The organism is Microbacterium sp. NPDC055502, from assembly GCF_053643635.1.
Genome location: NZ_JBSHKJ010000002.1, coordinates 911,395 through 935,741 on the forward strand (window position 1 = coordinate 911,395; position 24,347 = coordinate 935,741).

The following is a 24,347-nucleotide window of genomic DNA, read 5'->3' on the forward strand; positions in this document are numbered from 1 at the left end:
CGCGTCCGTGGCAGGGGCCGTCAGCGGCGCGGCGCCCCGAGCTGGGCGAGCAGGTGGTCCACGGCGTGCGGGTCGTGGCGGCGAGCCTGCTGCTCCGCCAGCAGGTCGAGGGCGAGCTGGCGGCGCCGCGCGCGCTCGGCCACGCGATGCTCGACGAGGCCGGTGAGGCGGTCGGCGAGGCGCAGCAGCCCCCGCTCCGTGCGCGTGGGGGCGGAGAGGTGCAGCGTGGCGGCGGTCATGATGCGGACTCCGGCTCGGCCGCACCCGCCGCGGACGGCGGCGTCGGCAGGTCGAACAGCTCGGCGCGCACCGACACCCGCCGCACGTCCGGCCCGGTCTGGCCGCGGTACCGCTCGATCGCCGACTCGATGACGGCCTCCAGCTCCGAGCGCAGGGCGAGTGCCTGGGCGGGGGTCACGTCGAGGTGCGTGGTGAGCGTGATGCCCACGTCACCCCACCCGTCGGGAACCTCGGACGCCGGTCGGTTCAGGTACGACATCAGCGTCTCGTGCCGCAGCCGGAAGAACTCGGAGGTCACGATCTGCGCGGCGGCGCGGTTCGCGGGCGAGGTCATGTCGTCCGGGCCCGGCACGTCGATGCGCCCCTTCGGCCGCTCCCACCAGCGCTCCCTGGCGGTGCCGCGGCCCTCGACCTCGCGGATGAGGTCGTGCGCGGCGAGGGCGCGCAGGTGATAGCTCGTGGAACCCGAGGTCTCCCCCACGAGCGCGGCGAGGGAGCTCGCGGTCTGGGGGCCGCGCGAGGCGAGCAGGTCGAAGATCTTCACGCGAAGCGGGTGGGCGAGGGCCTTCAGCGCTCCGGCGTCGAGCGTTCGCACCTGGGTCTGTTCGGTCATGAGTGCAAAGATACCCTTGCAAACGATTCTTTGCAAGAGTTTCTTTGCATCCGGATCCGCTCCCGTCAGCCCACCGCGTCACGCGCCGCCACGAACGCGGCGACGCACTCCTCCACCTGCTCCGGCGTGTGCGCGGCGGACAGCTGCACGCGGATGCGCGCGAGCCCGCGCGGGACGACGGGGAAGCTGAACGCGGTCACGTAGATGCCCCGCTCCTGCATGGCCTGGGCGATCCGCGCCGTCTTCGCCGCATCGCCGAACATCACCGGGACGATCGGGTGCTCCCCCGGCAGCAGCTCGAACCCCTCCTCGGTCATCCGGCGCCGGAACAGCGCCGCGTTCTCGCGCAGTCGCGCCCGCAGCTCGGCGGATCCCTCGACGAGGTCGAGCGCCGTCAGGGTTCCCGCCACGATCGCGGGGGCCAGCGTGTTCGAGAACAGGTAGGGGCGCGACCGCTGTCGCAGCAGCGCCACGATGTCGGCGTGGGAGGCCACGTACCCGCCCGAGGCGCCGCCGAGCGCCTTGCCGAACGTGCCGGTGTAGATGTCGACGCGGTCCGACACCCCGCACAGCTCCGGAGTGCCGCGGCCGTGCTCGCCCACGAACCCGACGGCGTGGGAATCGTCCACGAACACCAGCGCGTCATACCGCTCGGCGAGGTCGCAGATCTCGGCCAGCGGCGCGATGTAGCCGTCCATCGAGAACACGCCGTCGGTCACGACCACCCGGAACCGGGCATCGGCCGCCGCCCGCAGCTGCTCCTCCAGGTCGGCCATGTCGCGGTTGCGGTAGCGCAGGCGCCGCGCCTTGGAGAGCCGGATCCCGTCGATGATCGACGCGTGGTTGAGCTCGTCCGAGATGATCGCGTCCTCCGCCGAGAAGAGCGTCTCGAACACCCCGCCGTTCGCGTCGAAGCACGACGAGTAGAGGATCGCGTCGTCCGTCCCGAGGAAGTCCGCCAGGCGCCGCTCCAGCTCCAGATGCTGCTCCTGGGTGCCGCAGATGAAGCGGACGCTCGCGAGCCCGTATCCCCACTCCTGCAGCGCGGCGGTGGCCGACGCGAGGATCCGGGGGTCGTCCGCGAGGCCGAGGTAGTTGTTGGCGCAGAAGTTCAGCACGGGCGTCCCGTCGGCCGTGATCTCCGCGCTCTGCGGTCCGCGGATGCCGCGCTCGCGCTTGGTGAGCCCGGCCTCCTCGATCCCGGCGAGCTCCGCCGCCACATGAGTCTTGAAGTCTCCGTACATCACAGCTCCGTCCAGTCGAGGATGATCTTGCCCGTTCCCGCCGATTCCGCGGCCGCGAAGCCGCGCTCCCACTCGCGCGCCGGCACGACGTCGGCGATCACGCGGCCGATCGCCTCGCGCAGCGCGGCGCTGGTCTGCAGCATCGCGCCCATGGCGTTCCACGTCTCGAACATCTCGCGGCCGTAGATGCCCTTGATCGTGAGCATGTGCGTGACGAGCTTGCCCCAGTCGATCTCGAAGCCGGCGCTCGGCAGCCCGAGCATCGCGATCCGTCCGCCGTGGTTCATGTTGTCGATCATGGCCGGGAGGGCCGACGCCGCGCCGCTCATCTCGAAGCCGATGTCGAAGCCCTCGCGCATGCCGAGCACGCGCTGGGCGTCGCGCACGTCGCGCTGCGACACGTCGACCACCTCGTCCGCGCCCATGCGCCGCGCCATCTCCAACCGCGGTGCGCTCACATCGGTCGCGGCGATGAAACGCGCACCGGCGTGCCGCGCCACCGCGATCGCCATGAGGCCGATCGGGCCGCACCCGGTCACCAGCACGTCCTCACCGACCAGCGGATACGTCAGGGCCGTGTGCACGGCGTTGCCGAGGGGGTCGAAGACGGCCCCGAGTTCCGGGGTCACGTCGGCGTGGTGCACCCAGACGTTCGCGGCAGGCAGCGACAGGTACTCCGCGAACGCCCCGTCGCGCTGCAGCCCGAGACCGATCGTGCGGATGCACATCTGCCGGCGCCCCGCGCGACAGTTCCGGCAGGTGCCGCACACGATGTGCCCCTCTCCGGAGACGCGGTCCCCGACGACGATGTCGTGCACCAGGGGCCCGACCTCCACGACCTCCCCGTAGAACTCGTGTCCGGGGATGAGCGGGGTCGAGATGGCGGAGGCCGCCCAGTCGTCCCAGCGGTGGATGTGCAGGTCGGTGCCGCAGATACCCGTCCGCAGCACGCGGATGACCACGTCTCCCGGTCCGGCCGTCGGTTCGGGGCGGTCGACGAGGGTGAGTCCGGCGCCCGGCTCCTCCTTGAACAAAGCCTTCATGTCTTCGATCTCAGCGCATCCATCGCTGTAGAACAATCGGCAGATCCTGCATCGTCCCTGTAGTTCTGGCTAAACTATCGCGATGGAGCTCCACCAGTTGCAGATCCTCCGCGAGCTCGGCGCCCTCGGGAGTGTGACCGCGGTCGCCGAGGCCCTGCGCGTCACGCCGTCCGCGGTGTCGCAGCAGCTCGCCGCCCTCCAGCGGGCGTTCCCCACACCGCTCACCCGTCGCGAGGGACGCTCGCTCGTGCTCACTGCGGCCGGAGAGGTCCTGGCCGCGGCGGGCACCGAGGCGATCGACGCGATGGCCGCCGCGAGGCACGCCCTCGACGACTTCGAGGAGGCGGCGACGGGCGTGGTGAGCCTCAGCGGCTTCCACAGCGTCGGGCAGGCGCTGTTCGGGCCGCTGCTGCGTGAGCTGTCCGCGCTGGATGCCGCGCCCACCGTGCAGCTCACCGACGAAGATGTCGCCCAGAGCGAGTTCCCCGCCCTCACCTCCCGGTACGACCTGGTGCTCGCGCATCGCATGGAGCACTCCGATCCGTGGCCAACGGCGGGTGTGCGCAGTGTCACGCTCGTGCGCGAGCCGCTCGACGTGGCGGTCGCCGCCGATCATCCCCTCGCCACGCGGTCGAGCCTGAAGCCCGCCGACGTGGCGGCAGAGCGCTGGGTGACCAGCCGCACCGGCTACTCCCCCGACGACGTGCTGCGCGCCGTGTCGGCCGTCGCGGGGCGCCCGGTCGACGTGCTCCACCGCATCAACGACTACGGCGCCGTGTCCGCCGTCGTCGCCGCGGGCGGGGTGCTCGGCATGCTGCCGCGCTTCACGTCGCGCAGCGTCGACGACCGTGACATCGTGCGCATCCCGCTGCGTGGCGTGAGCACGCACCGCATGATCGACGTCCTGGCGCGGCCGGAGAACCTGCGCCGGCGGTCCGTCCGCGTGGTCGTCGACGCGCTGCGCGCCGTGATGGTCGGGCTGCGCACCGAGGCCGACGATGCGCTCGGCACGGGTCGTTAGGCTCGGGGAATGACCGACGCCACGAACCCGCTCCTCCAGCCGTCGTCCCTTCCCTTCGGACTGCCGGACTACCGGGCGATCCGCGCCGAGCACTACCTCCCGGCGTTCCAGGCCGGGTTCGCGGCGCAGCTCGCCGAGGTCGCGAACATCACGCGGGTGCGATCGATGCCCACGTTCGAGAACACGATCGAGGCGCTCGAGCGGTCCGGGGAGCTGCTCGACCGCGTGGCGCACACGTTCTACACGGTCAGCTCGGCCGACGCGACACCGGAGATCCAGGAGATCGACGAGCAGCTCGCGCCGCTCATGGCCGCGCACCAGGACGCGATCACCCTCGACGCGGCCCTCTTCTGGCGCGTCGAACGCGTGCACGAGCAGCGCCATGCTCTGCCCCTCGACCCCGAGCAGCGCTACCTGGTGGAGCGGTACCGCCGCGAGATGACGCACGCGGGCGCGGGCCTCGACGACGCGGCCAAAGCCGAGCTCACGGCCCTCAACCAGCGGCTCTCCGTGCTCACCAACACCTTCGAGCGCAACCTGCTGGGCGACACGAACGACCTCGCCGTGGTGTTCGACTCCGCGGCCGAGCTCGACGGCCTCAGCCAGGGCGAGCTCTCCGCGGCCGCCCGCGCCGCCGCCGACCGCGGGCTCGACGGCCGGTACCTCCTCACCCTGCCGCTGTTCACCGGCCATCCCGCCCTGGCCCGCCTCGGCGTGCGGGAGTCCCGGCGGCGCGTCCTGGCCGCGTCGCGCGCCCGGGGCTCGCGCGACAACGCGAACGACAACCGTCCGGTCCTGCGCGAGATCGTGCGCCTGCGGGCCGAGCGCGCCGCACTTCTCGGGCACCCCTCGCACGCCGCATACGTCACAGCCGACGAGACGGCGGGCTCTCCCGAGGCGGTCGAACGGATGCTGCGCCGGCTGGCTGCTCCGTCGGCCCGCAACGCGCGCGCCGAGCGCGCGGCGCTCCAGGCGCTGGTCGACGAGTCGGAGCCCGCTCCCTTCCCGGTCGAGCCGCACGACTGGGCGTTCTACACCGAGAAGGTGCGCACGGCCCGCTACGACATCGACACGGCTGCGCTGCGCCCCTGGTTCGAGGCCGAGCGCGTGCTGCAGGACGGCGTGTTCTTCGCGGCGACCCGGCTGTACGGAGTCACCTTCCGCGAGCGCGACGACCTGGTCGCCTACCACCCCGGGGCCCGGGTGTTCGAGGTGCGTAACGCCGACGGCTCCCCGCTCGGCCTCTACGTGCTCGACCTCTACACCCGCGACTCCAAGCGCGGCGGCGCCTGGATGAACGCGATCGTCAGCCAGTCACGACTCCGCGGCAGCGCGCCCGTCGTGGTCAACAACCTCAACGTCCCCCAGCCCGGAGAGGGAGAGCCCACGCTGCTGACGCTCGATGAGGTGACGACGCTGTTCCACGAGTTCGGGCACGCCTTGCACGGTCTGTACGCGACGGTGACGTACCCCCACTTCGCCGGCACCAACGTGTTCCGCGACGTCGTCGAGTTCCCGAGTCAGGTCAACGAGATGTGGATCCTCTGGCCCGAGGTCCTGGACAACTACGCCCGCCACCACGAGACGGGAGAGCCGCTCGACCCCGCGATCGTCGACCGCCTCCGGGCGACCGAGACCTTCGATCAGGGACACGCGACGAGCGAGTATCTGGCCGCCGCCTGGCTCGACCAGGCCTGGCATCGGCTCTCCGTCGACGACCACGTGGACGATGTCGCGGCGTTCGAGGCCGCAGCGTTGGCCGACATCGGACTCGACGACCCCGCCGTGCCGACGCGGTATTCGTCGACGTACTTCGCGCACGTGTTCTCCGGCGGTTACAGCGCGGGGTACTACTCGTACATCTGGAGCGAGGTGCTCGACGCCGACACCGTGGAGTGGTTCCGGGAGAACGGCGGCCTCACCCGGGAGAACGGCGACCGCTTCCGGGAGCGCCTGCTCGGGGTCGGCGGGTCGAAGGACCCCCTGGAGGCGTATCGCGACTTCCGCGGCCGCGACGCCGAGATCGCGCCGCTGCTGAAGCGCCGTGGACTCGACGGCTGACCCGTGGCACCCTGAGCACATGAACGCCTTCTCCGACGCCCCGTTCGGCCCTGCCGACCGGCTCGACCTCGACCCCGTCCCGCTCGCGGTCATCCGCCACGAGGCGCTCCGTCTCGCCGATCTCCGTGACGCCTTCGACACCGGGTACGGCGCCATCGGCGACGCGTTCGCCGCCGGCACGCTGCTTCCCGCCGGTCCGGCACTGGCGATCTACCACGGCGACCCGATGGGCGTGTTCGATCTCGAGCTCGGGTTCCCCGTGCAGACCTCGCCGTCCGACGCCCTCGCCACCGGTGACGGCACCGCCATCGTCGCATCCACGCTTCCGTCCGAATCCGCGGTGGCGACCACCGTCCTCGGCTCCTACGACGGTCTCGGGGCCGGATGGGCAGCTCTCGTCGCACGGGCGGCGGAGGCGGACCTCCATCCGCGCGGCGTCTGGATCGAGGTGTACGTCTCCGACCCGGACACGGCGCCGGAGGACCTGCGCACCGACCTCATCATGCCGGTCGGTTGACCGCGGTCCGCGGTCGCGCGCGGCGTCGCGTTCCGCCCGTCGCCGCGACCCGTCAGGACCGCAGTAGCTCCTGCGCCTTGTACCAGGTGAGCAGGTGGTAGCTCTGCGTGAGCCGGGTGCCGGCCTCGTCGAGCGGGACCCGCTGCAGCGCGATCATCTCGGTGTCGTCGAGCGACGGCTCCCCCACACGGGTGCAGCCGAGAGCCAGGTAGTGGTGCACACGGTTGGTGTGACTGCCGAAGTTGGCCCAGGTTGCTCCGAGTTCGTGGAGTTCCGTCGCCTCATGGCCGGTCTCCTCACGCAGTTCGCGGACGGCCGCCGCGCGGGGCTCCTCCCCGCTCTCGGCAGCGCCCCCGACTGTCCCGAGGGCGACCACGCCCGCGCCGTGCCGATACTCCTCAGCGAGGATGGCGCATCCCTCGGTGTCCACGGCGAGCACGGAGACCCAGTCGCCGTACTCCAGCACGTAATAGGGGGCGATCCGGCGTCGCTGGGCATCGACGCAGTCGTCCGCACGCAGATGGATCCATCGGTCGGCGATAACGGTCTCCCGCGCGACCGTGCGCCACGGTTGCGGCGTCGCGGTCACGCGCTCTTGCGCTTGCGCTCCATCACCACGGTGGGCGGGGCGCCCTCGTCGACCGCGGCGCGCGTGATGATGACCTTCGCGACATCGTCGGCGGACGGGATCTCGAACATGACGGGGCCGAGCACGTCCTCGAGGATCGCGCGGAGCCCGCGGGCACCGGTCTTGCGCTCCACCGCGAGGTCGGCGATCGAGCGCAGCGCCTCCTCCTCGAACTCCAGCTGCACGCCGTCGAGCTCGAACATGCGCTGATACTGCTTCACGAGCGCGTTGCGCGGGCCGGTGAGGATGTCGATCAGCGCGGCCTGGTCGAGCGGCGACACGTTGGTCACGACCGGCAGACGCCCGATGAACTCGGGGATGAGGCCGAACTTGTGGAGGTCTTCCGGCAGCACCTCGCTGAACAGGTCGAGGTCCTTGCCCTTGTCGTGCAGCGGGGCGCCGAAGCCGACGCCGTGCTTGCCGACGCGCGCCGACACGATGTCCTCCAGCCCGGCGAAGGCGCCGGCCACGATGAACAGCACGTTCGACGTGTCGATCTGCAGGAACTCTTGGTGGGGGTGCTTGCGGCCGCCCTGCGGCGGAACCGACGCGACCGTTCCCTCGATGATCTTCAAGAGTGCCTGCTGCACGCCCTCGCCCGACACGTCGCGGGTGATCGAGGGGTTCTCGGCCTTGCGGGCGATCTTGTCGACCTCGTCGATGTAGATGATGCCCTGCTCGGCGCGCTTCACGTCGTAGTCGGCGGCCTGGATGAGCTTGAGGAGGATGTTCTCCACGTCTTCACCCACATAGCCCGCCTCGGTGAGCGCGGTGGCGTCGGCGACGGCGAACGGCACGTTGAGGCGCTTGGCGAGCGTCTGTGCCAGGTAGGTCTTGCCGCAGCCGGTCGGCCCGATGAGCAGGATGTTGCTCTTGGCGATCTCGACCTCTTCGGCCTTCTGCTCCGCCGGCTGCAGGGTGCCGTGCGCACGGACCCTCTTGTAGTGGTTGTAGACGGCGACGGCGAGGGCGCGCTTCGCGGGCTCCTGGCCGACCACGTACTCCTCGAGGAACGAGAAGATCTCCCGCGGCTTGGGCAGTTCGAACTCGGCGACGCCCTCGGCGGACGACTCCGCCATGCGCTCCTCGATGATCTCGTTGCACAGCTCGACGCACTCGTCGCAGATGTACACGCCGGGACCCGCGATGAGCTGCTGCACCTGCTTCTGGCTCTTTCCGCAGAAAGAACACTTGAACAGGTCAGCGCTTTCACCGATGCGGGCCATGCGCGTCCTCCTATGGGGGATCAGAGATCGTCCTTCGAGCCTAACCGCTGCATGCGACACCGGGCCGCATTGGCGCGGACTCGCTTCCGCGCGGCCCCGGCATCGAGAAGGGCCCCGCCCGCGGGATGCGCGACGGGGCCCCTCCTGCGGTCCGAGCTCAGACCATGCTCTTGGTGTGCCAGACGGTCTTCACCTCGGTGAACGCGGCGATCCGCTCGGGCGAGGCGACGACCTCGCCCGGAGCGACCACGCGCTTCAGGGTCTCCGCGGCGGCGATCTGCAGGTCGACCCAGTCGAGCGCTCCCGCGCCGGACAGGTCGAGCGCGTTGACGTCCTGGTGCGCGGCGAGCCAGGGCGCCATCTCCGCGGGCGACCCCGTCAGCACGTTCACGACGCCGCCGGGGAGGTCGCTCGTGGCCAGCACCTCCGCGAGGCTGATCGCCGACAGCGGGTGCTGCTCGCTCGCGATCACGACGACCGTGTTGCCCGCGACCAGCGCGGGCGCCACGACCGAGACCAGCCCGAGCAGCGCCGAGTCCTGCGGCGCGACGATCGCGACCACGCCGGTCGGCTCCGGCACGGAGATGTTGAAGTACGGGCCGGACACGGGGTTCGCGTTGCCCGCCACCTGGGCGTACTTGTCGCACCAGCCCGCGTACCAGACCCACAGGTCGATCGCCTCGTCCACCTGCGCGGTGGCCGCCGAGGACGACACGCCCTCCTGCGCCACGATCTCGTCGATGAACTGCGCGCGGCGCCCCTCCAGAACCTCCGCGACGCGGTACAGCACCTGGCCGCGGTTGTACGCGGTCGCCCCCGACCATCCCTTCACGGCCGCGCGCGCCGCGGTGACCGCGTCGCGGGCGTCCTTGCGCGAGGCCTTGGCGGCGTTCGCGAGGAAGCCGCCCTTGCGCGACACCACCTCGTACGTGCGACCCGACTCGCTGCGGGGGAAGGCCCCGCCGATCGCGAGCTTGTAGGTCTTCGGAACGCTCAGTCGCTTGCTCATGCTGCGGCTCCCTTGAGGTACGCGGTGAGCCCCTGACGGCCGCCCTCGCGGCCGTATCCGGACTCCTTGTAGCCGCCGAACGGGCTCGACGGGTCGAAACGGTTGAACGTGTTGGCCCACACCACACCGGCGCGCAGCCGGTCGGCGACGGCGAGGATGCGCGAGCCCTTGTCGGACCAGATCCCCGCGGAGAGCCCGTACGGCGTGTTGTTCGCCTTCGCGATCGCCTCCGCGGGCGTCCGGAAGGTCAGCACGGACAGCACGGGCCCGAACACCTCGTCGCGCGCGATGCGGTGCGCGGCCTCGACACCGGTGAAGATCGTCGGCGCGAACCAGAAGCCCTGGTCGGGGATGGCGCAGTCGGCGGTCCAGCGCTCGGCACCTTCCGCCTCGCCGATGTCGCTCAGCTCGCGGATCCGCGCCAGCTGGGCGGCGGAGTTGATCGCGCCGATGTCGGTGTTCTTGTCGAGCGGGTCGCCGAGGCGCAGCGTCGACAGCCGGGCCTTGAGCCGGTCGACGACCTCGTCGTGGATGGACTCCTGCACCAGCAGGCGGCTGCCGGCGCAGCACACGTGGCCCTGGTTGAAGAAGATGCCGTTGACGATGCCCTCGACGGCCTGGTCGATCGGGGCGTCGTCGAACACGATGTTCGCCGCCTTGCCGCCCAGCTCCAGCGTCAGCTTCTTGTTCGTCCCGGCGACCGCGCGAGCGATGTCGCGACCCACGCCGGTGGAACCCGTGAAGGCGACCTTGTCCACGTCGGGGTGACGCACGAGCGCGGCCCCGGTCTGCCCGGCACCCGTGACGATGTTCACGACGCCCGCGGGCAGGTCGGCCTGCTGCAGGATCTCCGCGAACAGCAGGGCCGTGAGCGGCGTGGTCTCGGCCGGCTTCAGCACGACCGTGTTGCCGGCGGCGAGAGCGGGCGCGAGCTTCCACGCGAGCATGAGCAGCGGGAAGTTCCAGGGGATGACCTGTCCGGCGACGCCGAGCGACCGCGGGTTCGCGCCGAGCCCGGCGTAGTCGAGCTTGTCCGCCCAGCCCGCGTAGTAGAAGAACCAGGAGGCGACGAGGGGAACGTCCACGTCGCGGCTCTCCTTGATGGGCTTGCCGTTGTCGAGGCTCTCGGCGACCGCGAGCTCGCGCGCGCGCTCCTGCACCAGGCGCGCGATGCGGAACAGGTACTTGCCACGGTCACGGCCGCTCATCCTCGACCACGTCTTGTCGTAGGCGCGGCGGGCGGCGGCGACCGCACGGTCGATGTCCTCGTCGCTCGCGGACGCGATCTCAGCGATGCGCTTCTCGCTCGACGGGGAGATGGTCGTGAAGGGGGCGCCCGAGCCGTCGACGAACTCGCCGTCGATGAACAGGCCGTAGCTGTCCCGGAGGTTCAGGATCGCGGTGGACTCCGGTGCCGGAGCGTATTCCAGAAATGACATGGTGGTCTTCCCGTCAGTCGATGGTGACGTAGTCGGGGCCCGAGTAGTGGCCGGAGCGGAGCTTCTGTCGCTGCAGGAGCACGTCGTTGAGGAGGCTGGAGGCGCCGAAGCGGAACAGGTGCGGCTGCAGCCACTCCTCCCCCACGGTCTCCGCCACGGTGACGAGGTACTTGACCGCGTCCTTCGAGGAGCGGATGCCACCGGCCGGCTTCACGCCGATCCGCTCGCCCGTGCCGCGGTACCAGTCGCGCACGGTCTCCAGCATGAGCAGCGTGGTGGGCAGCGTGGCCGCGGGCTGCACCTTGCCGGTCGACGTCTTGATGAAGTCGCCGCCCGCCAGGATCCCGAGCCACGACGCGCGCTTGATGTTGTCGTACGTGTTCAGCTCACCGGTCTCCAGGATCACCTTGAGCGAGGCGTAGGAGCCGTCCTCGCGGCGGCAGGCCTCCTTGACCTGGGCGATCTGGTCGAACACCAGGCCGTACCGGCCGGAGAGGAAGGCACCGCGGTCGATCACCATGTCGATCTCGTCGGCGCCCGCCGCGACCGCCTCGGCGGTGTCGGCCAGCTTGATCGCGAGCGACGACCGGCCGCTGGGGAACGCCGTGGCGACCGCGGCGACCGAGATGAGGCCGTCGTCCGGGTCGCCGTGCACGGAGCCCAGCGCCTCGACCGCGCCGCCGACCATGTCGCCGTAGACGCACACCGCGGCCACGCGCGGCGTGGAGGGGTCGGCGGCGTCGGGGGTCTTCGCCTTGGCGACGAGCGAGCGCACCTTGCCGGGGGTGTCGGCACCTTCGAGCGTCGTGAGGTCGATCAGACGGATGATGGTGTCGAGCGCCCAGGCCTTCGAGGTCGTCTTGATCGAGCGGGTGCCGAGACCGGCCGCCCGCTGCTCCAGCCCGACCGCGTCGACGCCCGGAAGTCCGTGCAGGAAGCGGCGCAGCGTGGCGTCGTCCGGCTCTCCGCCGAGGACGTCCACCGCCGCCCTGCGGCTGAGTTCTGTGGTGGTCACTGTTCCTCCAACAATGCTCGTGCTGTGGTCTCGTCGGTGACCAGCACGCTGCACAGGCCGCTGGTCACCACCGTTCGTGCGATGTCGTGCTTCGCGGGTCCCGCGGTCACGAAGACCGCGCGGTCGGCGCCGCGCAGCCGGTCGAGCGAGACGCCCACGGTGCGGGCGTCGAGCTGCGGGTCGACGATGTTCCCCTCCGCGTCGACGTAGCGGCCGAGCACGTCGCCGACGGCTCCGCGGCGTGCGAGCTCCTCGACGTCGTCCGCGCGGAGGTAGCCGTTCTCGACGTGCGCCGACGACGCGTCGCAGGGACCGGCGGTGAACAGGAACGCCTGCGCCTCCGCGGCCTCCTCGAGCACGGCCGCGACGGTGCGGTCGCCCTCGATGGCCCGCTTGGTCTCGACGTGCTCCAAAATCGCGGGACTCGGCAGCAGTGAGACCTGGCCGGACGCGCGCTGCGCGATCGTCACGGCCAGTCCTGCCGCGCCTCCGGAGCGGCGGTTGAGGCTGACCCCGCCGTTGAGCTGCACGACGGTGACGCCGCTGGCCCAGCCGTCGGGGAGTGCCTCGGCGACGGCGCGGAGGGTCTTGCCCCAGCTCACGCCGAGCGTGCGGGGCACCGGACGCATCGCGGTCAGGAAGTCGGCGGCCGCCTGGGCCACCCGCTCGAGCGTGCCGTCGTCGCCCTCCGGAGCGGGCACGACCACCGCGTCCTTGAGCCCGAAGCGCTCGACGAGCTCTCTCTCGAGCCCGAGGCGACGTGCGCGGGGATGCACGATCTCGATGCGCACGATCCCTCTCTCCCGGGCCTGGGTGAGCAGCCGCCCGACCTTCCAGCGGGAGATCTTGAGGAGGCCGCCGATCTCGTCCTGCGTCTTGTCCTCGTCGTAATACAGCTCGGCCACGCGCACCATGAGCAGGTCTTCTTCCACGGCATCCTCCTTCCCTGTCCAGGGTAGGCCCGATTCAGCGTTCGCGCACGCTTCTGCTCATATGCGCACCCGACCCCCGTCCCGACGCACATCCGACGGGCACGCGAAAGGGCGCCCGTCTCTCGACGGACGCCCTCTCGAACAGCGGGGCTTACGCGCGCTTGCGCGACGTGAGCACCTGGTCGACGATGCCGTACTCCAGCGCCTCGTTGGCGGAGAGGATCTTGTCGCGATCGATGTCGCGGTTCACCTGCTCCACGGGCTTGCCGGTGTGACGCGCCATGGTCTCCTCGAGCCAGGTGCGCATCCGGAGGATCTCGGCGGCCTGGATCTCGATGTCCGACGCCTGACCGTGACCGGCCTCGCCCATCGCCGGCTGGTGCATGAGCACGCGGGCGTTCGGCAGGGCCAGACGCTTGCCCGGCGCACCCGCGGCGAGCAGCACCGACGCGGCCGACGCCGCCTGGCCCAGCACCACGGTCTGGATCTGCGGCGCGACGTACTGCATCGTGTCGTAGATCGCGGTCATGGCCGTGAACGAGCCACCGGGCGAGTTGATGTACATCGTGATGTCGCGCTCGGAGTCCTGGCTCTCCAGAACGAGCAGCTGCGCCATCACGTCGTCGGCGGACGCGTCGTCGACCTGCACGCCGAGGAAGATCACGCGATCCTCGAACAGCTTGTTGTACGGGTCCTGGCGCTTGAAGCCGTAGGCCGTGCGCTCCTCGAACTGCGGGAGCACGTAGCGGCTGGACGGCAGGTTTCCGGCGGACTGGAACGTGGGTGTGTACATGGTGTCCTCTCGCATCCTCACTCGGCGCCCGTGCCGCCGCCGCCGGTGACATCACTGGCGTGCTCGCGGATGTGGTCGACGAAGCCGTACTCGAGGGCCTCCTCCGCCGTGAACCAGCGGTCGCGGTCTCCGTCGGCGTTGATCTGCTCGACCGGCTTGCCGGTCTGGCCCGCCGTGATCTCCGCGAGACGCTTCTTCATCGACAGGATGAGCTGCGCCTGGGTCTGGATGTCGCTCGCCGTGCCGCCGAAGCCGCCGTGCGGCTGGTGCAGCAGCACACGCGCGTTGGGCGTGATGTAGCGCTTGCCCTTGGTGCCGCTGGTCAGCAGCAGCTGACCCATCGAAGCGGCCATGCCGATGCCGACCGTGACGATGTCGTTCGGCACGAACTGCATCGTGTCGTAGATCGCCATGCCTGCGGTGATCGAGCCGCCGGGCGAGTTGATGTAGAGGTAGATGTCCTTCTCGGAGTCTTCGGCGGCGAGAAGGAGGATCTTCGCGCAGATCTCGTTGGCGTTCTCGTCTCGCACCTCCGAGCCGAGCCAGATGATGCGGTCCTTCAGCAACCTGTCGAAGACGCTTGTCGCGACGAGGGGTTCAGCCATGTCAGCTCCTGCTTCCGTGTTTCAGTGATTCGAATCTACCGGCGTCAACGCAGCACTCAGGTCGTGTTCGCCGTCGGCATATCAGGTGTCGCGCTCGGCCATCTCCTGCGCGTACGCGGTCATCGAACGGTGATAGCGCGGCAGGTGCGGAACCAGCGCCAGCAGCGCCACCGAGAGCCCCTGATGCGGGCGTCCGGCACTCGCGAGGATCAGCGCATGCACCACGGCGACCGCGTCGCGGTACGGGCCGTCGGCGGAGGCCTCCTCCTCGGCGCGGATCACCGCCAGCGCCTCGTCGTACTCCCCCAGGTTGCGCAGCGAGCTCGCCAGCTGGATCACGCACTGCGGGCGATGCTCCTCATCGAGCCCGAGAGCCAGCGCCCGGCGATACAGCTCGACCGCCTCGGCCGGGCGCCCTGCGGAGTCCCTGGCGCCCGCCCGCTCGAACTCCGCCCGCGCGTCGTCCGGGCCGCGCTCGGCGGCCAGGGCGTCGATCCGTGCGATCGTATCGTCGCCGACCTCGTCACCGGTCGCCTCGGCCCACACCTGCTCGACCCGGTCGTCCCACGCGCTCATGCATCCTCCTCGTCGATGCGAAAGAAGAGGGCGGATGCCGCAGCATCCGCCCTCTTCACCGTTCGTGCGATCACTCGCCCTTGTCGGCAGCCTTCTTGGCCGGAGCCTTCTTGGCGGCCGGCTTCTTGGCGGCGGGCTTCTCCTCCGCGTCGGCGTCCTTCTGGGCCGGAGCCTTCTTGGCCGGAGCCTTCTTGGCGGGAGCCTTCTTGGCGGCAGGCTTCTCCTCCGCGGGCGTCTCCTCGGCGGCCTCGTCCTGAGCGGCCTCGTCGTCGGTCACCACGAAGTCGGACAGATCGACGGGCTTGCCGTTGGTGTCGACGACCTTGACCTTGCCCAGCGCGATCGCGAGCGCCTTGTTGCGGGCGACCTCACCGACGAGGGCGGGCAGCTGGTTGGACGACTGCAGCGCCTCGACGAACTCCTGCGGAGCCATGCCGTACTGCGCGGCGGACTGGATGAGGTACTGCGAGAGCTCCTCCTGCGAGACCTGCACGTCGGCCTGCTCGGCGATCGTGTCGAGCAGCACCTGCGTGCGGAACTGCTTCTCGCTCGCCTCGGTGACCTCGGCGCGGTGCACGTCGTCTTCCAGGCGACCCTCGCCCTCGAGGTGGTTGTGCACCTCGTCCTCGATGAGCTGCGGCGGAACCGGGATGTCGATCTGCTCGAGCAGCGTCTCGACGAGCTTGTCGCGGGCGGCAGAACCCTGCGTGAACACGCCCTGCTGCGCGACGCGCTCGGCCAGGCTCGCGCGGAGCTCGGCGATCGTGTCGAACTCGCTGGCGATCTGCGCGAACTCGTCGTCGGCCTCGGGCAGCTCGCGCTCCTTGACGGCCTTGACGGTGACGGAGACCTCCGCCTCCTTGCCGGCGTGGTCTCCGCCGACCAGGGCGGAGCGGAACGTGGTCTCCTCGCCGGCGGTGAGCGACTCCACCGCGTCGTCGATGCCCTCCAGCAGCTCACCGGAGCCGATCTCGTACGAGACGCCCTCGGCGCGGTCGATCTCGGCGCCGTCGATCGTCGCGACCAGGTCGAGCTCGACGAAGTCGCCCTTCGCGGCCGGACGGTCCACGGGGATCAGCGTGCCGAAGCGCGCGCGCATGTTGTCGAGCTCGGCGTCGAGCGCGGCCTCGTCGGCCTCGACGGCGTCGACGGTCAGCGTGACACCCGCGTAGTCGGGGAGCTCGATCTCGGGACGGACATCGACCTCGATGTCGACGAGCAGGTCGCCCGAGAAGTCCTTCTCGTTCGGCCACTGCGTGATCTCGGCGGCCGGGCGGCCGACGATGCGCAGCTTGTGCTCGGTCGTCGCCTCACGGAAGAACTTGTCGAGGCCCTCGTTGACCGCGTGCTCGATGACCGCGCCGCGGCCGATGCGCTGGTCGATGATCGGCGCGGGGACCTTGCCCTTGCGGAAGCCGGGGATCTGCACGTCCTGGGCGATGTGCTCGTAGGCGTGAGCGATGCTGGGCTTGAGGTCTTCCGGGGTGACCGTGATGCTGAGCTTGACCCGGGTCGGGGTCAGCTTCTCGACGGTGCTGTTCGCCATGCTGGTGTGTTCTCCTTGTGGTTTCCGCGCGGACGCGGCTGAAAAGTCGAGGATCTGAGTCGGGGCGACAGGAGTTGAACCTGCGACCTCCCGCTCCCAAAGCGGGCGCTCTACCAAGCTGAGCTACGCCCCGGGGAATCCGCACGCAGATTCAGCCCCACCGAGTCTAACGGACCGGAGCATGCCCGACCGTCCGCTATGATCGTGGGAGTCCGGACTCCGGTTCCGGGGGTGTAGCTCAATGGTAGAGTCTCAGTCTTCCAAACTGATTGCGCGGGTTCGATTCCCGTCACCCCCTCTCCCACGGCAGAGCGTCAGCGCTCAGAGCCGTTTCCGCATCTGCTGCGTCACGACCGCGTAACCCGCCGCGTCGTACATGCGGATCGCCGCCGCGTTGCCGCCGAACACGTTGAGCTCCAGCGCCTCGGCACCGGCATCGCGCGCCGCGCTCTCCACCGCGGCGAGCAACGCCCTGCCCAGGCCCTCTCCTCGGCGATCCCGCACGACCTCGATGTCATAGAGGAACGCGACGCCGGGCGCCCCTCGCGGGTGGTCGAGCCCCACCCAGGCGCGACCGATCGGACGTCCGTCCTCGTCGAGCCCTCGCAGCACGAGCATGCGCGACGTCGCTGGTCCCTTCGGAAGCATCCGCGCATTCTCCGCCCGCGCGCGATCGACGGCGCCATCCCGCTCCCACCGGCCGGCAGCGACCTGCTCCGCGGCATACTCGCGGGCGATCGCCCCCACCCATTCCTCGAACTCGTCGGTCGTCATCCGTCGGACGCTCACCTGTGCCATCGACTCATCCTGTCACCGGCCGGTCGCGGGACGCAGCGCCGGTCCAATACGCTGACAGCAGATCTCCGCAGCCCGACCGGAAGGCATCAGCGAATGGGCACGTCGTGACGGACCCCGGCGCCCCGAGCGCCGCCCCCGCCGGCCCCCCGGGAGGCGCGGGCCATCGGCTTCCGCCGCGGTTCGCGAGCGCGCCCTCCGCTCCCCTGCTCACCCCGCTCACCCGCCGCCGCCGACGCCGGCCACGGGGCCCCGTCGTCGCCGGCGTGATCGGCGCGGTCGCCGTGGTCGCGGCCCTCGCGATCACCCAGGTGTCGGCAGCGCTCGGTTTCGATGACGCATCGGCGCGCGTCGAAACAGCCGTGCGCGCCGTGGACGCTCAGCGTTCGGAGGTCGATCACCGGTACGCCGCTCTGCTGGAGTCCACGGACGCCGGTCACGTGATCCTCGACACCGGCAGTCCGACTCTCCCGGTGCCGGAGGAATCCTGGTCGGCCCTCACCGCCGCGGTCGCGGACGGCGAGGGGATCGGAGCGGCCGTGGAGGACGCCGTGGCGGCCGATCGACCGCCCGCACGCGACAAACCGGCCTGGTTCTGGGAACTCTTCGGCACCACCGCCCAGTTGGAGGACGACGAGCGGGCGCTCGTTGAGCTCGACGCGAACCTCGAGCGGGCGTCGGCGGACGCCTCGCGCGGACGGGACGCCGTGGCCGAGAGCGGACTGGCCGTGCTCGCGACGGCAGGGCAGGCGGCGACCGCGTTCGAGGCGGCGCACGTGTCGGCTCGCAACGATGCCGTGATCGCCCTGCGCGACGCCGCGGCCGACGTCGCCGCCGTGACGACCATCGACGACACCGCGGTCGCGGCCTACGTCGCGCTGCAGGATGCGGCGGCCCAGGTCGTCGCCACCGAGGCGGCGGAGTTGAGCGAGAAGGACGGCCCCCTCCGCGGCGCACGCCTCGAGATCGAGGCGTTCGCCCGGTCGCTGGCCCCCGGAGTGCTCCTGGAGTTCGACTGGGCCGCGACCGTCAACGGCGCGGGCGCCAACGGCAGCATGGGCGGCTACACCACGTGGTGGTGGGACGAGCCGGGTCGCGCCGTCATCCAGCTGTCGGACTCGGTCGCCCAGCAGTGGCCCGCCGATCGGAGCAAGGCGCTCGTCGCGCACGAGGTGGGACATGCCATCAGCGTCAAGTGCCAGGGCATGTACGACTCCTCCACCCAGGACAGCATCGAGAAGTGGGCGACGGCCTGGGCGATCAGCATGGGCTTCACCGACGACGCGAACGGCGTCTGGGCCTACGGCTACCCGCCGCAGAACTACATCGACGCGGCCGCCGGCTGCCGCTGACGGAAACAGAGAACCGCCACGGCTGATCCGTGGCGGTTCTCAGTTCGACTCGGCGTCTGTCCGACTCAGCGGGAGGTCACTGCCCCCGGCGCTCACGCAGCTGCGTCAGCGCGTCTTCGAGGAGCTGTACGGCCTCCTCGTCGGTGCGACGCTCCTTCACATACGCGAGGTGCGTCTTGTAGGGCTCCGTCTTGGCGACGGCGGGAGGGTTCTCCTTGTCGCGCCCCGCGGGAAGGCCCGACTGCGGGTGGTCGATGATCTCGGGGATCTCCTCCTCGGGCAGACCGGCCGCGAAGTAGCGGACCGTCTCATTGCCGAGGCCGTCCCAGTACGTGACGGCGATGCGGTCGGCGTGGTAGCCGTGGTCCTGCTCGCCCATCGGGCCGGAGCCCACCCGGGTACCGCGGATCGCGTTTCCACCGGTAGCCATCAGATCACCTCGAACTTCGTGATGAGGCCCAGCGCGACGATGGCGACGAACCACGTGAGCGCCAGGACGACGGTGAAGCGGTTGAGGTTCCGCTCCGCGAGACCGGAGGAACCCACCGCGGTGGTCATGCCTCCGCCGAACATGTCGGACAGGCCGCCACCGCGACCCTTGTGCAGGAGGATGAGGAGAGTCAGCAGCACGCTGGTGATACCCAGCACGACCTGCAGGACGAACTCGAGAATTGCCACGAGAAAGAGCCTTTCGCTGGGGCCGGAGCGCCCCCGTAACGGTCAAGTATACGGTGCAGCGGGGCCGCAGCCCCGCCGCACTCACACGCCGACGTGCTTCTCGAAACGGATGATCGCGGCGAACTCGTCGACGACGAGGCTCGCCCCGCCGACCAGGGCGCCGTCCACATCGGGCTCCCGCATGAAGCTGGCGATGTTCGCCGCCTTCACCGATCCGCCGTAGAGGATGCGCGTACGCGCCGCCGCCTCGTCGCCCAGGACCGTCGCGATCACCCCGCGCAGCGCGGCGCACACGTCCTGCGCCTGCTGCGGGGTCGCGGCCTGACCGGAACCGATCGCCCACACGGGCTCGTACGCGACGACGATGTCCGCCGACGGCGAGACGCCCTGCAGCGCCGCCTCCAGCTGACCGGCCGGAACCGCGCTCGCCCCGAACTTCTCCAGGTCCTCCGCGGTCTCGCCCACGCAGATCACCGGCACCAGGCCGTGCTTCAGCGAGGCCTTCACCTTGGCGGCGACGACCTCGTCGGTCTCATCGTGGTACTCGCGACGCTCGGAGTGACCGATGATGACGTAGGTCGCGTCGAGCTTCGACAGGAACGCGCCGGAGATCTCGCCGGTGTACGCGCCCGAGTCGTGCGCCGACACATCCTGCGCACCGAAGGCGAACGGGATCTTGTCGGCGTCGATCAGCGTCTGCACGCTGCGGATGTCGGTGAAGGGCGGGAACACCGCGACCTCCACCGAGCCGTCCTCGTGCTTCGCATCCTTCAACGTCCAGTGCAGCTTCTGCACGAACGCGACCGCCTGCAGGTGGTCGAGGTTCATCTTCCAGTTGCCCGCGATCAGCGGGGTACGGGAGCTCACGCCCATCCGAGGACCTCCAGCCCAGGTAGTTTCTTGCCCTCGAGGAACTCGAGGCTCGCTCCGCCTCCGGTCGAGATGTGACCGAAGCGGTCGTCGGCGAAGCCGAGCTGGCGCACGGCAGCCGCCGAGTCGCCGCCGCCGACCACGCTGAGGCCGTCGACCTCGGTCAACGCCTGCGCCACGGCCTTGGTGCCCGCCGCGAACGCCGGGAACTCGAACACGCCCATCGGCCCGTTCCAGAACACCGTCTTGGATCCGCGGATCACCTCGGCGAAACGGGCCGCCGTCTCCGGACCGATGTCCAGGCCGATGCCCGACGCTCCGAACGCGGTCTCCTCGATCGCGTCCGCGGCCGCCACCTCGTGCGCCGCGTCTGCCGAGAAGGACGCCGCCACAACCACATCGGTCGGGAGCACCAGTTCGACGCCGCGCTCCTGCGCCTCCGCGATGTAGCCGCGCACCGTGTCGAGCTGATCCTCCTCGAGGAGGCTCGACGCCACCGGGTGGCCCTGCGCCTTGAGGAAGGTGAACAGCATGCCGCCGCCGACCAGGATGCGGTCGACACGCGGCAGCAGGTGCGAGATCACGCCGAGCTTGTCGCTCACCTTGGAGCCGCCGAGCACGACCGCGTACGGCCGCTCCGGGTTCTCGGTGAGGCGGTCGAGCACGTCGAGCTCAGCCGCGATCAGCAGGCCCGCCGCCGAGGGCAGACGCTTCGCGAGCTCGTACACGCTCGCCTGCTTGCGGTGCACCACGCCGAAGCCGTCCGAGACCAGCACGTCTCCCAGCTCGGCGAGCTGACCGGCGAACGCCTCGCGCTCCGCCTCGTCCTTCGACGTCTCCCCCGGGTTGAACCGGAGGTTCTCGATCACCACGACCCCGCCGTCTTCCAGGGAGGCGACCGCGTCCCTCGCGGATTCCCCGACGGTGTCGCGCGCGAACGCGACGGGAGCGCCGAGGAGCTCGGACAGACGCTGAGCCACGGGCTCCAGGCTGTACTGCGGGTCGGGGGCACCGTCGGGGCGGCCGAGGTGCGAGCATACGATCACGCGGGCGCCCGCGTTGATCAGCGTGTTCAGGGTCGGCAGCGAGGCCCGAACGCGGCCATCGTCCGTGATGACCCCGTCCCGCAGGGGGACATTGAGATCACAACGGACGATGACGCGCTTGCCCTCGAGCGACCCCAGGGAGTCCAGGGTGCGCAGAGTCATGTGTCTGAGCTTAGAGGCGCTCGGCCACGTACTCGGTCAGGTCGACGAGACGGTTGGAGTAGCCCCACTCGTTGTCGTACCAGCTCGAGACCTTGATCAGGTTGCCGCTGACGTTGGTGAGCGTGGCGTCGAAGATCGACGAGTGCGGGTTGTGCACGATGTCGCTCGACACGATCTGGTCCTCGTTGTACTGCAGGTAGCCCGCGAGACGACCGTCGGCGGCAGCCTTCTTGTAGGCCTCGTTGACCTCCTCGACCGTGAGGTTCTCGCGGTCGGTGATCAGCGTGAGGTCGACGATCGAGCCCGTGGGGACCGGAACGCGGTACGACGAGCCGCTGAGCTTGCCGTTCAGCTCGGGCAGCACGAGACCGATCGCCTTGGCCGCACCGGTCGACGCCGGAGTGATGTTGATCGCGGCGGCGCGTGCACGACGCAGGTCCTTGTGCGGGCCGTCCTGCAGGTTCTGGTCGGCCGTGTAGGCGTGCGCGGTCATCATGAAGCCGCGGTCGATGCCGAAGGCGTCGTTGAAGACCTTCGCCAGCGGCGCGAGGCAGTTCGTGGTGCACGAGGCGTTGGAGATGATGTGGTCCGTCTCCGGGTTGTACGTCTCCTCGTTGACGCCCATCACGATGGTGCGGTCGTCGCCCGTGGCGGGAGCCGAGATGAGGACCTTCTTCGCGCCGGCCTCGATGTGCTTGCGTGCCGCGTCGGCGTTGGTGAAGAAACCGGTCGACTCGATGACGATGTCGACGCCCAGCTCGCCCCACGGAAGGTTGGCGGGGTCGCGCTCAGCGAACGCCTTGATCTCCTTGCCGTCGACGGTGATGCTGTCCTCGTCGTAGCTGATCTGCGCGTCGAGGACGCCGCCGACCGAGTCGTACTTCAGGAGGTGCGCCAGGGTCTTGTTGTCGGTGAGGTCGTTGACCGCGACGATCTCAAGGTCTGCTCCCTGCGCGAGCGCCGCGCGGAAGTAGTTGCGTCCGATGCGGCCGAAGCCGTTGATACCGATCTTGACAGACACTCAGGTCTCCCTGTTTCTCATGCGCCGGAGACCGCTGTCGAAGCGGGCGCCATGCGCGGGTTTTTTGGCTGAGATGGCGCCCCGACGAGCCGTGGGCCCGCCGGGACGCGACCCGGTTACGACAGTACCAGCAGGCCGTTCGTCTGCTTGCGGGCGACCTCGAGGCGCTGGGCGACGTTCTCCCAGTTCGCGATGTTCCATGCGGCCTTGACGTAGTCGGCCTTCACGTTCAGGTAGTCGAGGTAGAACGCGTGCTCCCACATGTCGAGCTGGAACAGCGGGATCGTGCCCTGCGCCGTGTTCGACTGCTGGTCGAACAGCTGCTGGATGATCAGGCGCGAACCGATCGAGTCCCAGCTGAGGACGGCCCAGCCGGACCCCTGGATGCCGGTCGCGGCAGCCGTGAAGTGCGCCTGGAACTTCTCGAACGAACCGAAGTACTCGTCGATGGCGGCCTTCAGCTCGCCCTCCGGCTGACCGCCGCCGTTGGGCGACAGGTTGGTCCAGAAGATCGAGTGGTTGACGTGACCGCCGAGGTTGAACGCGAGGTCCTTCTCGAGCTTGTTCACGTTCGCCAGGTTGCCGCTCTCGCGGGCCTCGGCCAGCTGCTCGAGCGCGGTGTTCGCGCCGGCGACGTAGGTCGCGTGGTGCTTGTCGTGATGCAGCTCCATGATCTTGCCGCTGATGTGCGGCTCGAGGGCTGCGAAGTCGTACGGGAGGTCGGGGAGGGTGTAGGTCGCCATATCGCTTTCATCCAATCCGCGCCGCGCCCGCGGCGCTTGCCGATCCTCCGCGCCACCGATGTGCGGCGTGGAGCGGACGTCTCTCATCCTAGTGAGGACAACACCGGGTCGGACCGGATCCTTCCTCCCGTTGACGACGGCCCGCCACCCCGGGTAGGGGCGACGGGCCGTCGGAGAAGAGGCGGGTGGATCAGACGTCGAGCCCGGCGGGGACAGCGGCCTCCGTGCCGGGGATGCCCTCCTGCTGGGCGCGCTTGTCTGCCATGGCGAGAAGACGACGGATGCGACCGGCGACCGCGTCCTTGGTGAGGGGCGGGTCGGCGTGGTGGCCGAGCTCGTCGAGGCTGGCGTCCCGGTGCGCGAGGCGCAGCTCGCCGGCGACCCGCAGGTGATCGGGAACCTCGTCGGCGAGGATCTCCAGCGCGCGCTCCACACGGGCGCACGCGGCCACCGCCGCCTGCGCGGAACGCCGCAGGTTCGCGTCGTCGAAGTTGACCAGGCGGTTCACGCCCGCGCGCACCTCGCGACGCTGACGCAGCTCCTCCCACGCCAGCGCGGTACGGTGAGCGCCCATCTCGCTGAGGATCGTACGGATCGCCTCGCCCTCGCGCACCACGACGCGGGGCATGCCGCGGACCTCGCGCGCCTTCGCGGCGACGCCCAGACGGTGTGCGGCGCCCACGAGCGCCATCGCCGCCTCGGACGACGGGCAGGCGACCTCGAGCATCGCCGAGCGGCCGGGCTCACTGAGCGATCCGGCGGCCAGGAAGGCCCCACGCCACAGACCGGCGATCTCGGCGCGCGAACCCGTGGTGAGACGGTTCGGCAGGCCGCGGACCGGACGGCGACGCGGGTCGAGCAGGCCGGTCTGGCGGGCGAGGGTCTCCCCCTGCGCGATCACGCGCACGGCCCAGCGGGCGCCGTCGTTCGCGGTGCTCGACTGCACCTGCGCGATCTCCGGGCGCACGCCGTAGATCTCGGCGAGATCCCTGGCGACGCGGCGGGCGAGGGTCTCTGCGTCGACCTCGGCCTCCACGGCCACACGGCCCGCGATGGAGTGCAGTCCACCGGCGAATCGGAGGATGGCTGTCACCTCCGCCACGCGCACCGTCGGGGGTGCATTGCGGATGCTGACGAGCTCAGCCTTGACGTCGGTGGTTAGTGCCACGACA

General features: G+C 70.1%; 26 protein-coding genes and 2 tRNA genes. 5 read left to right on the forward strand and 23 right to left on the reverse strand.

The window, feature by feature from the left end; genetic code table 11:
* Positions 1–20: 20 nt before the first annotated feature.
* The 4 genes from ACWH95_RS15430 to tdh all read right to left on the reverse strand — a co-directional run bounded on the left by ACWH95_RS15430 (position 21) and on the right by tdh (position 3,140).
* Entirely contained in the window at positions 21–239 is a 219-nt protein-coding gene (locus ACWH95_RS15430; RefSeq protein ID WP_136030905.1) for a hypothetical protein, read from the reverse strand.
* Positions 236–853, reverse strand: coding sequence for an ArsR/SmtB family transcription factor (locus ACWH95_RS15435; protein WP_136035432.1), 618 nt, complete (start codon positions 851–853; stop codon positions 236–238). Before ACWH95_RS15435 ends, ACWH95_RS15430 begins: the two co-directional genes overlap by 4 nt.
* A gap of 65 nt (positions 854–918) precedes the next feature.
* A complete protein-coding gene (locus ACWH95_RS15440) occupies positions 919–2,097 on the reverse strand; it encodes a glycine C-acetyltransferase (RefSeq protein ID WP_136035433.1) in 1,179 nt (392 codons plus the stop codon).
* Positions 2,097–3,140, reverse strand: a complete 1,044-nt coding sequence (gene tdh / locus ACWH95_RS15445) for an L-threonine 3-dehydrogenase (protein ID WP_136030898.1) — start codon at positions 3,138–3,140, stop codon at positions 2,097–2,099. The genes ACWH95_RS15440 and tdh overlap by 1 nt, the downstream gene beginning before the upstream one ends.
* An 82-nt stretch (positions 3,141–3,222) precedes the next feature.
* Here tdh and ACWH95_RS15450 point away from each other — a divergent pair, with 82 nt between their 5' ends.
* The 3 genes from ACWH95_RS15450 to ACWH95_RS15460 are packed head-to-tail and all read left to right on the forward strand — an operon-like array spanning position 3,223 to position 6,739.
* Positions 3,223–4,161: a LysR family transcriptional regulator gene (locus ACWH95_RS15450; RefSeq protein WP_136030896.1), complete on the forward strand. Its 939-nt coding sequence runs from the start codon at positions 3,223–3,225 to the stop codon at positions 4,159–4,161.
* Between the two features lie 9 nt (positions 4,162–4,170).
* Complete coding sequence (locus ACWH95_RS15455) at positions 4,171–6,222, forward strand: M3 family metallopeptidase (RefSeq protein ID WP_454120933.1); 2,052 nt, start codon at positions 4,171–4,173, stop codon at positions 6,220–6,222.
* Between the two features lie 19 nt (positions 6,223–6,241).
* Positions 6,242–6,739: a GyrI-like domain-containing protein gene (locus ACWH95_RS15460; RefSeq protein ID WP_454120934.1), complete on the forward strand. Its 498-nt coding sequence runs from the start codon at positions 6,242–6,244 to the stop codon at positions 6,737–6,739.
* Positions 6,740–6,791: 52 nt separating this feature from the next.
* Here the strand turns inward: ACWH95_RS15460 and ACWH95_RS15465 are convergent, their stop codons facing one another.
* From ACWH95_RS15465 to ACWH95_RS15515, 11 genes are all read right to left on the reverse strand, one after another.
* On the reverse strand, positions 6,792–7,328 hold the full coding sequence (locus tag ACWH95_RS15465) for an NUDIX hydrolase (RefSeq protein WP_247638935.1): 537 nt from the start codon (positions 7,326–7,328) through the stop codon (positions 6,792–6,794).
* Entirely contained in the window at positions 7,325–8,593 is a 1,269-nt protein-coding gene (clpX, locus tag ACWH95_RS15470) for an ATP-dependent Clp protease ATP-binding subunit ClpX (RefSeq protein ID WP_136030889.1), read from the reverse strand. The genes ACWH95_RS15465 and clpX overlap by 4 nt, the downstream gene beginning before the upstream one ends.
* A gap of 157 nt (positions 8,594–8,750) precedes the next feature.
* Positions 8,751–9,602 (reverse strand): aldehyde dehydrogenase family protein, encoded by an 852-nt coding sequence (locus ACWH95_RS15475; protein WP_136030887.1) that lies wholly within the window; start codon positions 9,600–9,602, stop codon positions 8,751–8,753.
* Complete coding sequence (locus ACWH95_RS15480) at positions 9,599–11,041, reverse strand: aldehyde dehydrogenase family protein (protein WP_378822924.1); 1,443 nt, start codon at positions 11,039–11,041, stop codon at positions 9,599–9,601. The genes ACWH95_RS15475 and ACWH95_RS15480 overlap by 4 nt, the downstream gene beginning before the upstream one ends.
* A 13-nt stretch (positions 11,042–11,054) precedes the next feature.
* Complete coding sequence (deoC, locus tag ACWH95_RS15485) at positions 11,055–12,023, reverse strand: deoxyribose-phosphate aldolase (protein ID WP_372490611.1); 969 nt, start codon at positions 12,021–12,023, stop codon at positions 11,055–11,057.
* A gap of 29 nt (positions 12,024–12,052) precedes the next feature.
* Positions 12,053–12,988 (reverse strand): sugar-binding transcriptional regulator, encoded by a 936-nt coding sequence (locus tag ACWH95_RS15490; RefSeq protein WP_378822926.1) that lies wholly within the window; start codon positions 12,986–12,988, stop codon positions 12,053–12,055.
* A 151-nt stretch (positions 12,989–13,139) separates the two neighbouring features.
* Positions 13,140–13,781 carry an ATP-dependent Clp protease proteolytic subunit gene (locus ACWH95_RS15495; protein ID WP_025105017.1) on the reverse strand — a complete coding sequence of 214 codons (642 nt, stop codon included), beginning with the start codon at positions 13,779–13,781 and terminating at the stop codon, positions 13,140–13,142.
* Between the two features lie 17 nt (positions 13,782–13,798).
* The gene (locus ACWH95_RS15500) at positions 13,799–14,386 is read right to left on the reverse strand and encodes an ATP-dependent Clp protease proteolytic subunit (RefSeq protein WP_136030882.1); all 588 of its coding nucleotides are present in this window, start codon (positions 14,384–14,386) and stop codon (positions 13,799–13,801) included.
* Positions 14,387–14,467: 81 nt separating this feature from the next.
* The gene (locus tag ACWH95_RS15505; protein WP_247638934.1) at positions 14,468–14,962 is read right to left on the reverse strand and encodes a tetratricopeptide repeat protein; all 495 of its coding nucleotides are present in this window, start codon (positions 14,960–14,962) and stop codon (positions 14,468–14,470) included.
* A gap of 70 nt (positions 14,963–15,032) precedes the next feature.
* Positions 15,033–16,508 (reverse strand): trigger factor, encoded by a 1,476-nt coding sequence (gene tig / locus ACWH95_RS15510; RefSeq protein ID WP_378803791.1) that lies wholly within the window; start codon positions 16,506–16,508, stop codon positions 15,033–15,035.
* Positions 16,509–16,567: 59 nt separating this feature from the next.
* Positions 16,568–16,641: transfer RNA gene (locus ACWH95_RS15515), tRNA-Pro, on the reverse strand.
* Positions 16,642–16,735: 94 nt separating this feature from the next.
* Here ACWH95_RS15515 and ACWH95_RS15520 point away from each other — a divergent pair.
* Positions 16,736–16,806, forward strand: a tRNA-Gly gene (locus tag ACWH95_RS15520).
* 23 nt (positions 16,807–16,829) lie between these two features.
* On the opposite strand, the gene ACWH95_RS15525 is transcribed toward ACWH95_RS15520, so the two are convergent.
* Entirely contained in the window at positions 16,830–17,306 is a 477-nt protein-coding gene (locus ACWH95_RS15525; RefSeq protein ID WP_454120936.1) for an N-acetyltransferase family protein, read from the reverse strand.
* A 104-nt stretch (positions 17,307–17,410) separates the two neighbouring features.
* On the opposite strand from ACWH95_RS15525, the gene ACWH95_RS15530 reads away from it, so the two are divergent.
* On the forward strand, positions 17,411–18,655 hold the full coding sequence (locus ACWH95_RS15530) for a hypothetical protein (protein ID WP_454120937.1): 1,245 nt from the start codon (positions 17,411–17,413) through the stop codon (positions 18,653–18,655).
* A gap of 76 nt (positions 18,656–18,731) precedes the next feature.
* Here ACWH95_RS15530 and ACWH95_RS15535 read toward each other — a convergent pair whose 3' ends face one another.
* The 7 genes from ACWH95_RS15535 to whiA all read right to left on the reverse strand — a co-directional run bounded on the left by ACWH95_RS15535 (position 18,732) and on the right by whiA (position 24,343).
* Positions 18,732–19,085 (reverse strand): RNA polymerase-binding protein RbpA, encoded by a 354-nt coding sequence (locus ACWH95_RS15535; RefSeq protein ID WP_136028839.1) that lies wholly within the window; start codon positions 19,083–19,085, stop codon positions 18,732–18,734.
* Complete coding sequence (gene secG, locus ACWH95_RS15540; RefSeq protein ID WP_101845144.1) at positions 19,085–19,333, reverse strand: preprotein translocase subunit SecG; 249 nt, start codon at positions 19,331–19,333, stop codon at positions 19,085–19,087. The genes ACWH95_RS15535 and secG overlap by 1 nt, the downstream gene beginning before the upstream one ends.
* Positions 19,334–19,414: 81 nt before the next feature.
* Positions 19,415–20,206, reverse strand: a complete 792-nt coding sequence (tpiA, locus tag ACWH95_RS15545; protein WP_454120938.1) for a triose-phosphate isomerase — start codon at positions 20,204–20,206, stop codon at positions 19,415–19,417.
* Entirely contained in the window at positions 20,197–21,411 is a 1,215-nt protein-coding gene (locus ACWH95_RS15550) for a phosphoglycerate kinase (RefSeq protein ID WP_454120939.1), read from the reverse strand. Before ACWH95_RS15550 ends, tpiA begins: the two co-directional genes overlap by 10 nt.
* 10 nt (positions 21,412–21,421) lie before the next feature.
* Positions 21,422–22,432: a type I glyceraldehyde-3-phosphate dehydrogenase gene (gene gap, locus ACWH95_RS15555; protein WP_136028833.1), complete on the reverse strand. Its 1,011-nt coding sequence runs from the start codon at positions 22,430–22,432 to the stop codon at positions 21,422–21,424.
* Between the two features lie 116 nt (positions 22,433–22,548).
* A complete protein-coding gene (locus ACWH95_RS15560; protein ID WP_017202787.1) occupies positions 22,549–23,175 on the reverse strand; it encodes a superoxide dismutase in 627 nt (208 codons plus the stop codon).
* Between the two features lie 190 nt (positions 23,176–23,365).
* The gene (gene whiA, locus ACWH95_RS15565) at positions 23,366–24,343 is read right to left on the reverse strand and encodes a DNA-binding protein WhiA (RefSeq protein ID WP_136028831.1); all 978 of its coding nucleotides are present in this window, start codon (positions 24,341–24,343) and stop codon (positions 23,366–23,368) included.
* Between the last annotated feature and the right edge of the window lie 4 nt (positions 24,344–24,347).

Coding starts and splice junctions, on each gene's coding strand:
- ACWH95_RS15460 (WP_454120934.1), top strand. CDS start 6,242: ATGAACGCCTTCTCCGACGCCCCGTTCGGCCCTGCCGACCGGCTCGAC.
- tpiA (WP_454120938.1), bottom strand. CDS start 20,206: ATGGGCGTGAGCTCCCGTACCCCGCTGATCGCGGGCAACTGGAAGATG.
- ACWH95_RS15560 (WP_017202787.1), bottom strand. CDS start 23,175: ATGGCGACCTACACCCTCCCCGACCTCCCGTACGACTTCGCAGCCCTC.
- ACWH95_RS15455 (WP_454120933.1), top strand. CDS start 4,171: ATGACCGACGCCACGAACCCGCTCCTCCAGCCGTCGTCCCTTCCCTTC.
- ACWH95_RS15535 (WP_136028839.1), bottom strand. CDS start 19,085: ATGGCTACCGGTGGAAACGCGATCCGCGGTACCCGGGTGGGCTCCGGC.
- ACWH95_RS15550 (WP_454120939.1), bottom strand. CDS start 21,411: ATGACTCTGCGCACCCTGGACTCCCTGGGGTCGCTCGAGGGCAAGCGC.
- ACWH95_RS15525 (WP_454120936.1), bottom strand. CDS start 17,306: ATGGCACAGGTGAGCGTCCGACGGATGACGACCGACGAGTTCGAGGAA.
- ACWH95_RS15440 (WP_136035433.1), bottom strand. CDS start 2,097: ATGTACGGAGACTTCAAGACTCATGTGGCGGCGGAGCTCGCCGGGATC.
- ACWH95_RS15500 (WP_136030882.1), bottom strand. CDS start 14,386: ATGGCTGAACCCCTCGTCGCGACAAGCGTCTTCGACAGGTTGCTGAAG.
- ACWH95_RS15475 (WP_136030887.1), bottom strand. CDS start 9,602: ATGAGCAAGCGACTGAGCGTTCCGAAGACCTACAAGCTCGCGATCGGC.
- clpX (WP_136030889.1), bottom strand. CDS start 8,593: ATGGCCCGCATCGGTGAAAGCGCTGACCTGTTCAAGTGTTCTTTCTGC.
- ACWH95_RS15430 (WP_136030905.1), bottom strand. CDS start 239: ATGACCGCCGCCACGCTGCACCTCTCCGCCCCCACGCGCACGGAGCGG.
- ACWH95_RS15480 (WP_378822924.1), bottom strand. CDS start 11,041: ATGTCATTTCTGGAATACGCTCCGGCACCGGAGTCCACCGCGATCCTG.
- ACWH95_RS15450 (WP_136030896.1), top strand. CDS start 3,223: ATGGAGCTCCACCAGTTGCAGATCCTCCGCGAGCTCGGCGCCCTCGGG.
- ACWH95_RS15505 (WP_247638934.1), bottom strand. CDS start 14,962: ATGAGCGCGTGGGACGACCGGGTCGAGCAGGTGTGGGCCGAGGCGACC.
- tdh (WP_136030898.1), bottom strand. CDS start 3,140: ATGAAGGCTTTGTTCAAGGAGGAGCCGGGCGCCGGACTCACCCTCGTC.
- tig (WP_378803791.1), bottom strand. CDS start 16,508: ATGGCGAACAGCACCGTCGAGAAGCTGACCCCGACCCGGGTCAAGCTC.
- ACWH95_RS15435 (WP_136035432.1), bottom strand. CDS start 853: ATGACCGAACAGACCCAGGTGCGAACGCTCGACGCCGGAGCGCTGAAG.
- ACWH95_RS15495 (WP_025105017.1), bottom strand. CDS start 13,781: ATGTACACACCCACGTTCCAGTCCGCCGGAAACCTGCCGTCCAGCCGC.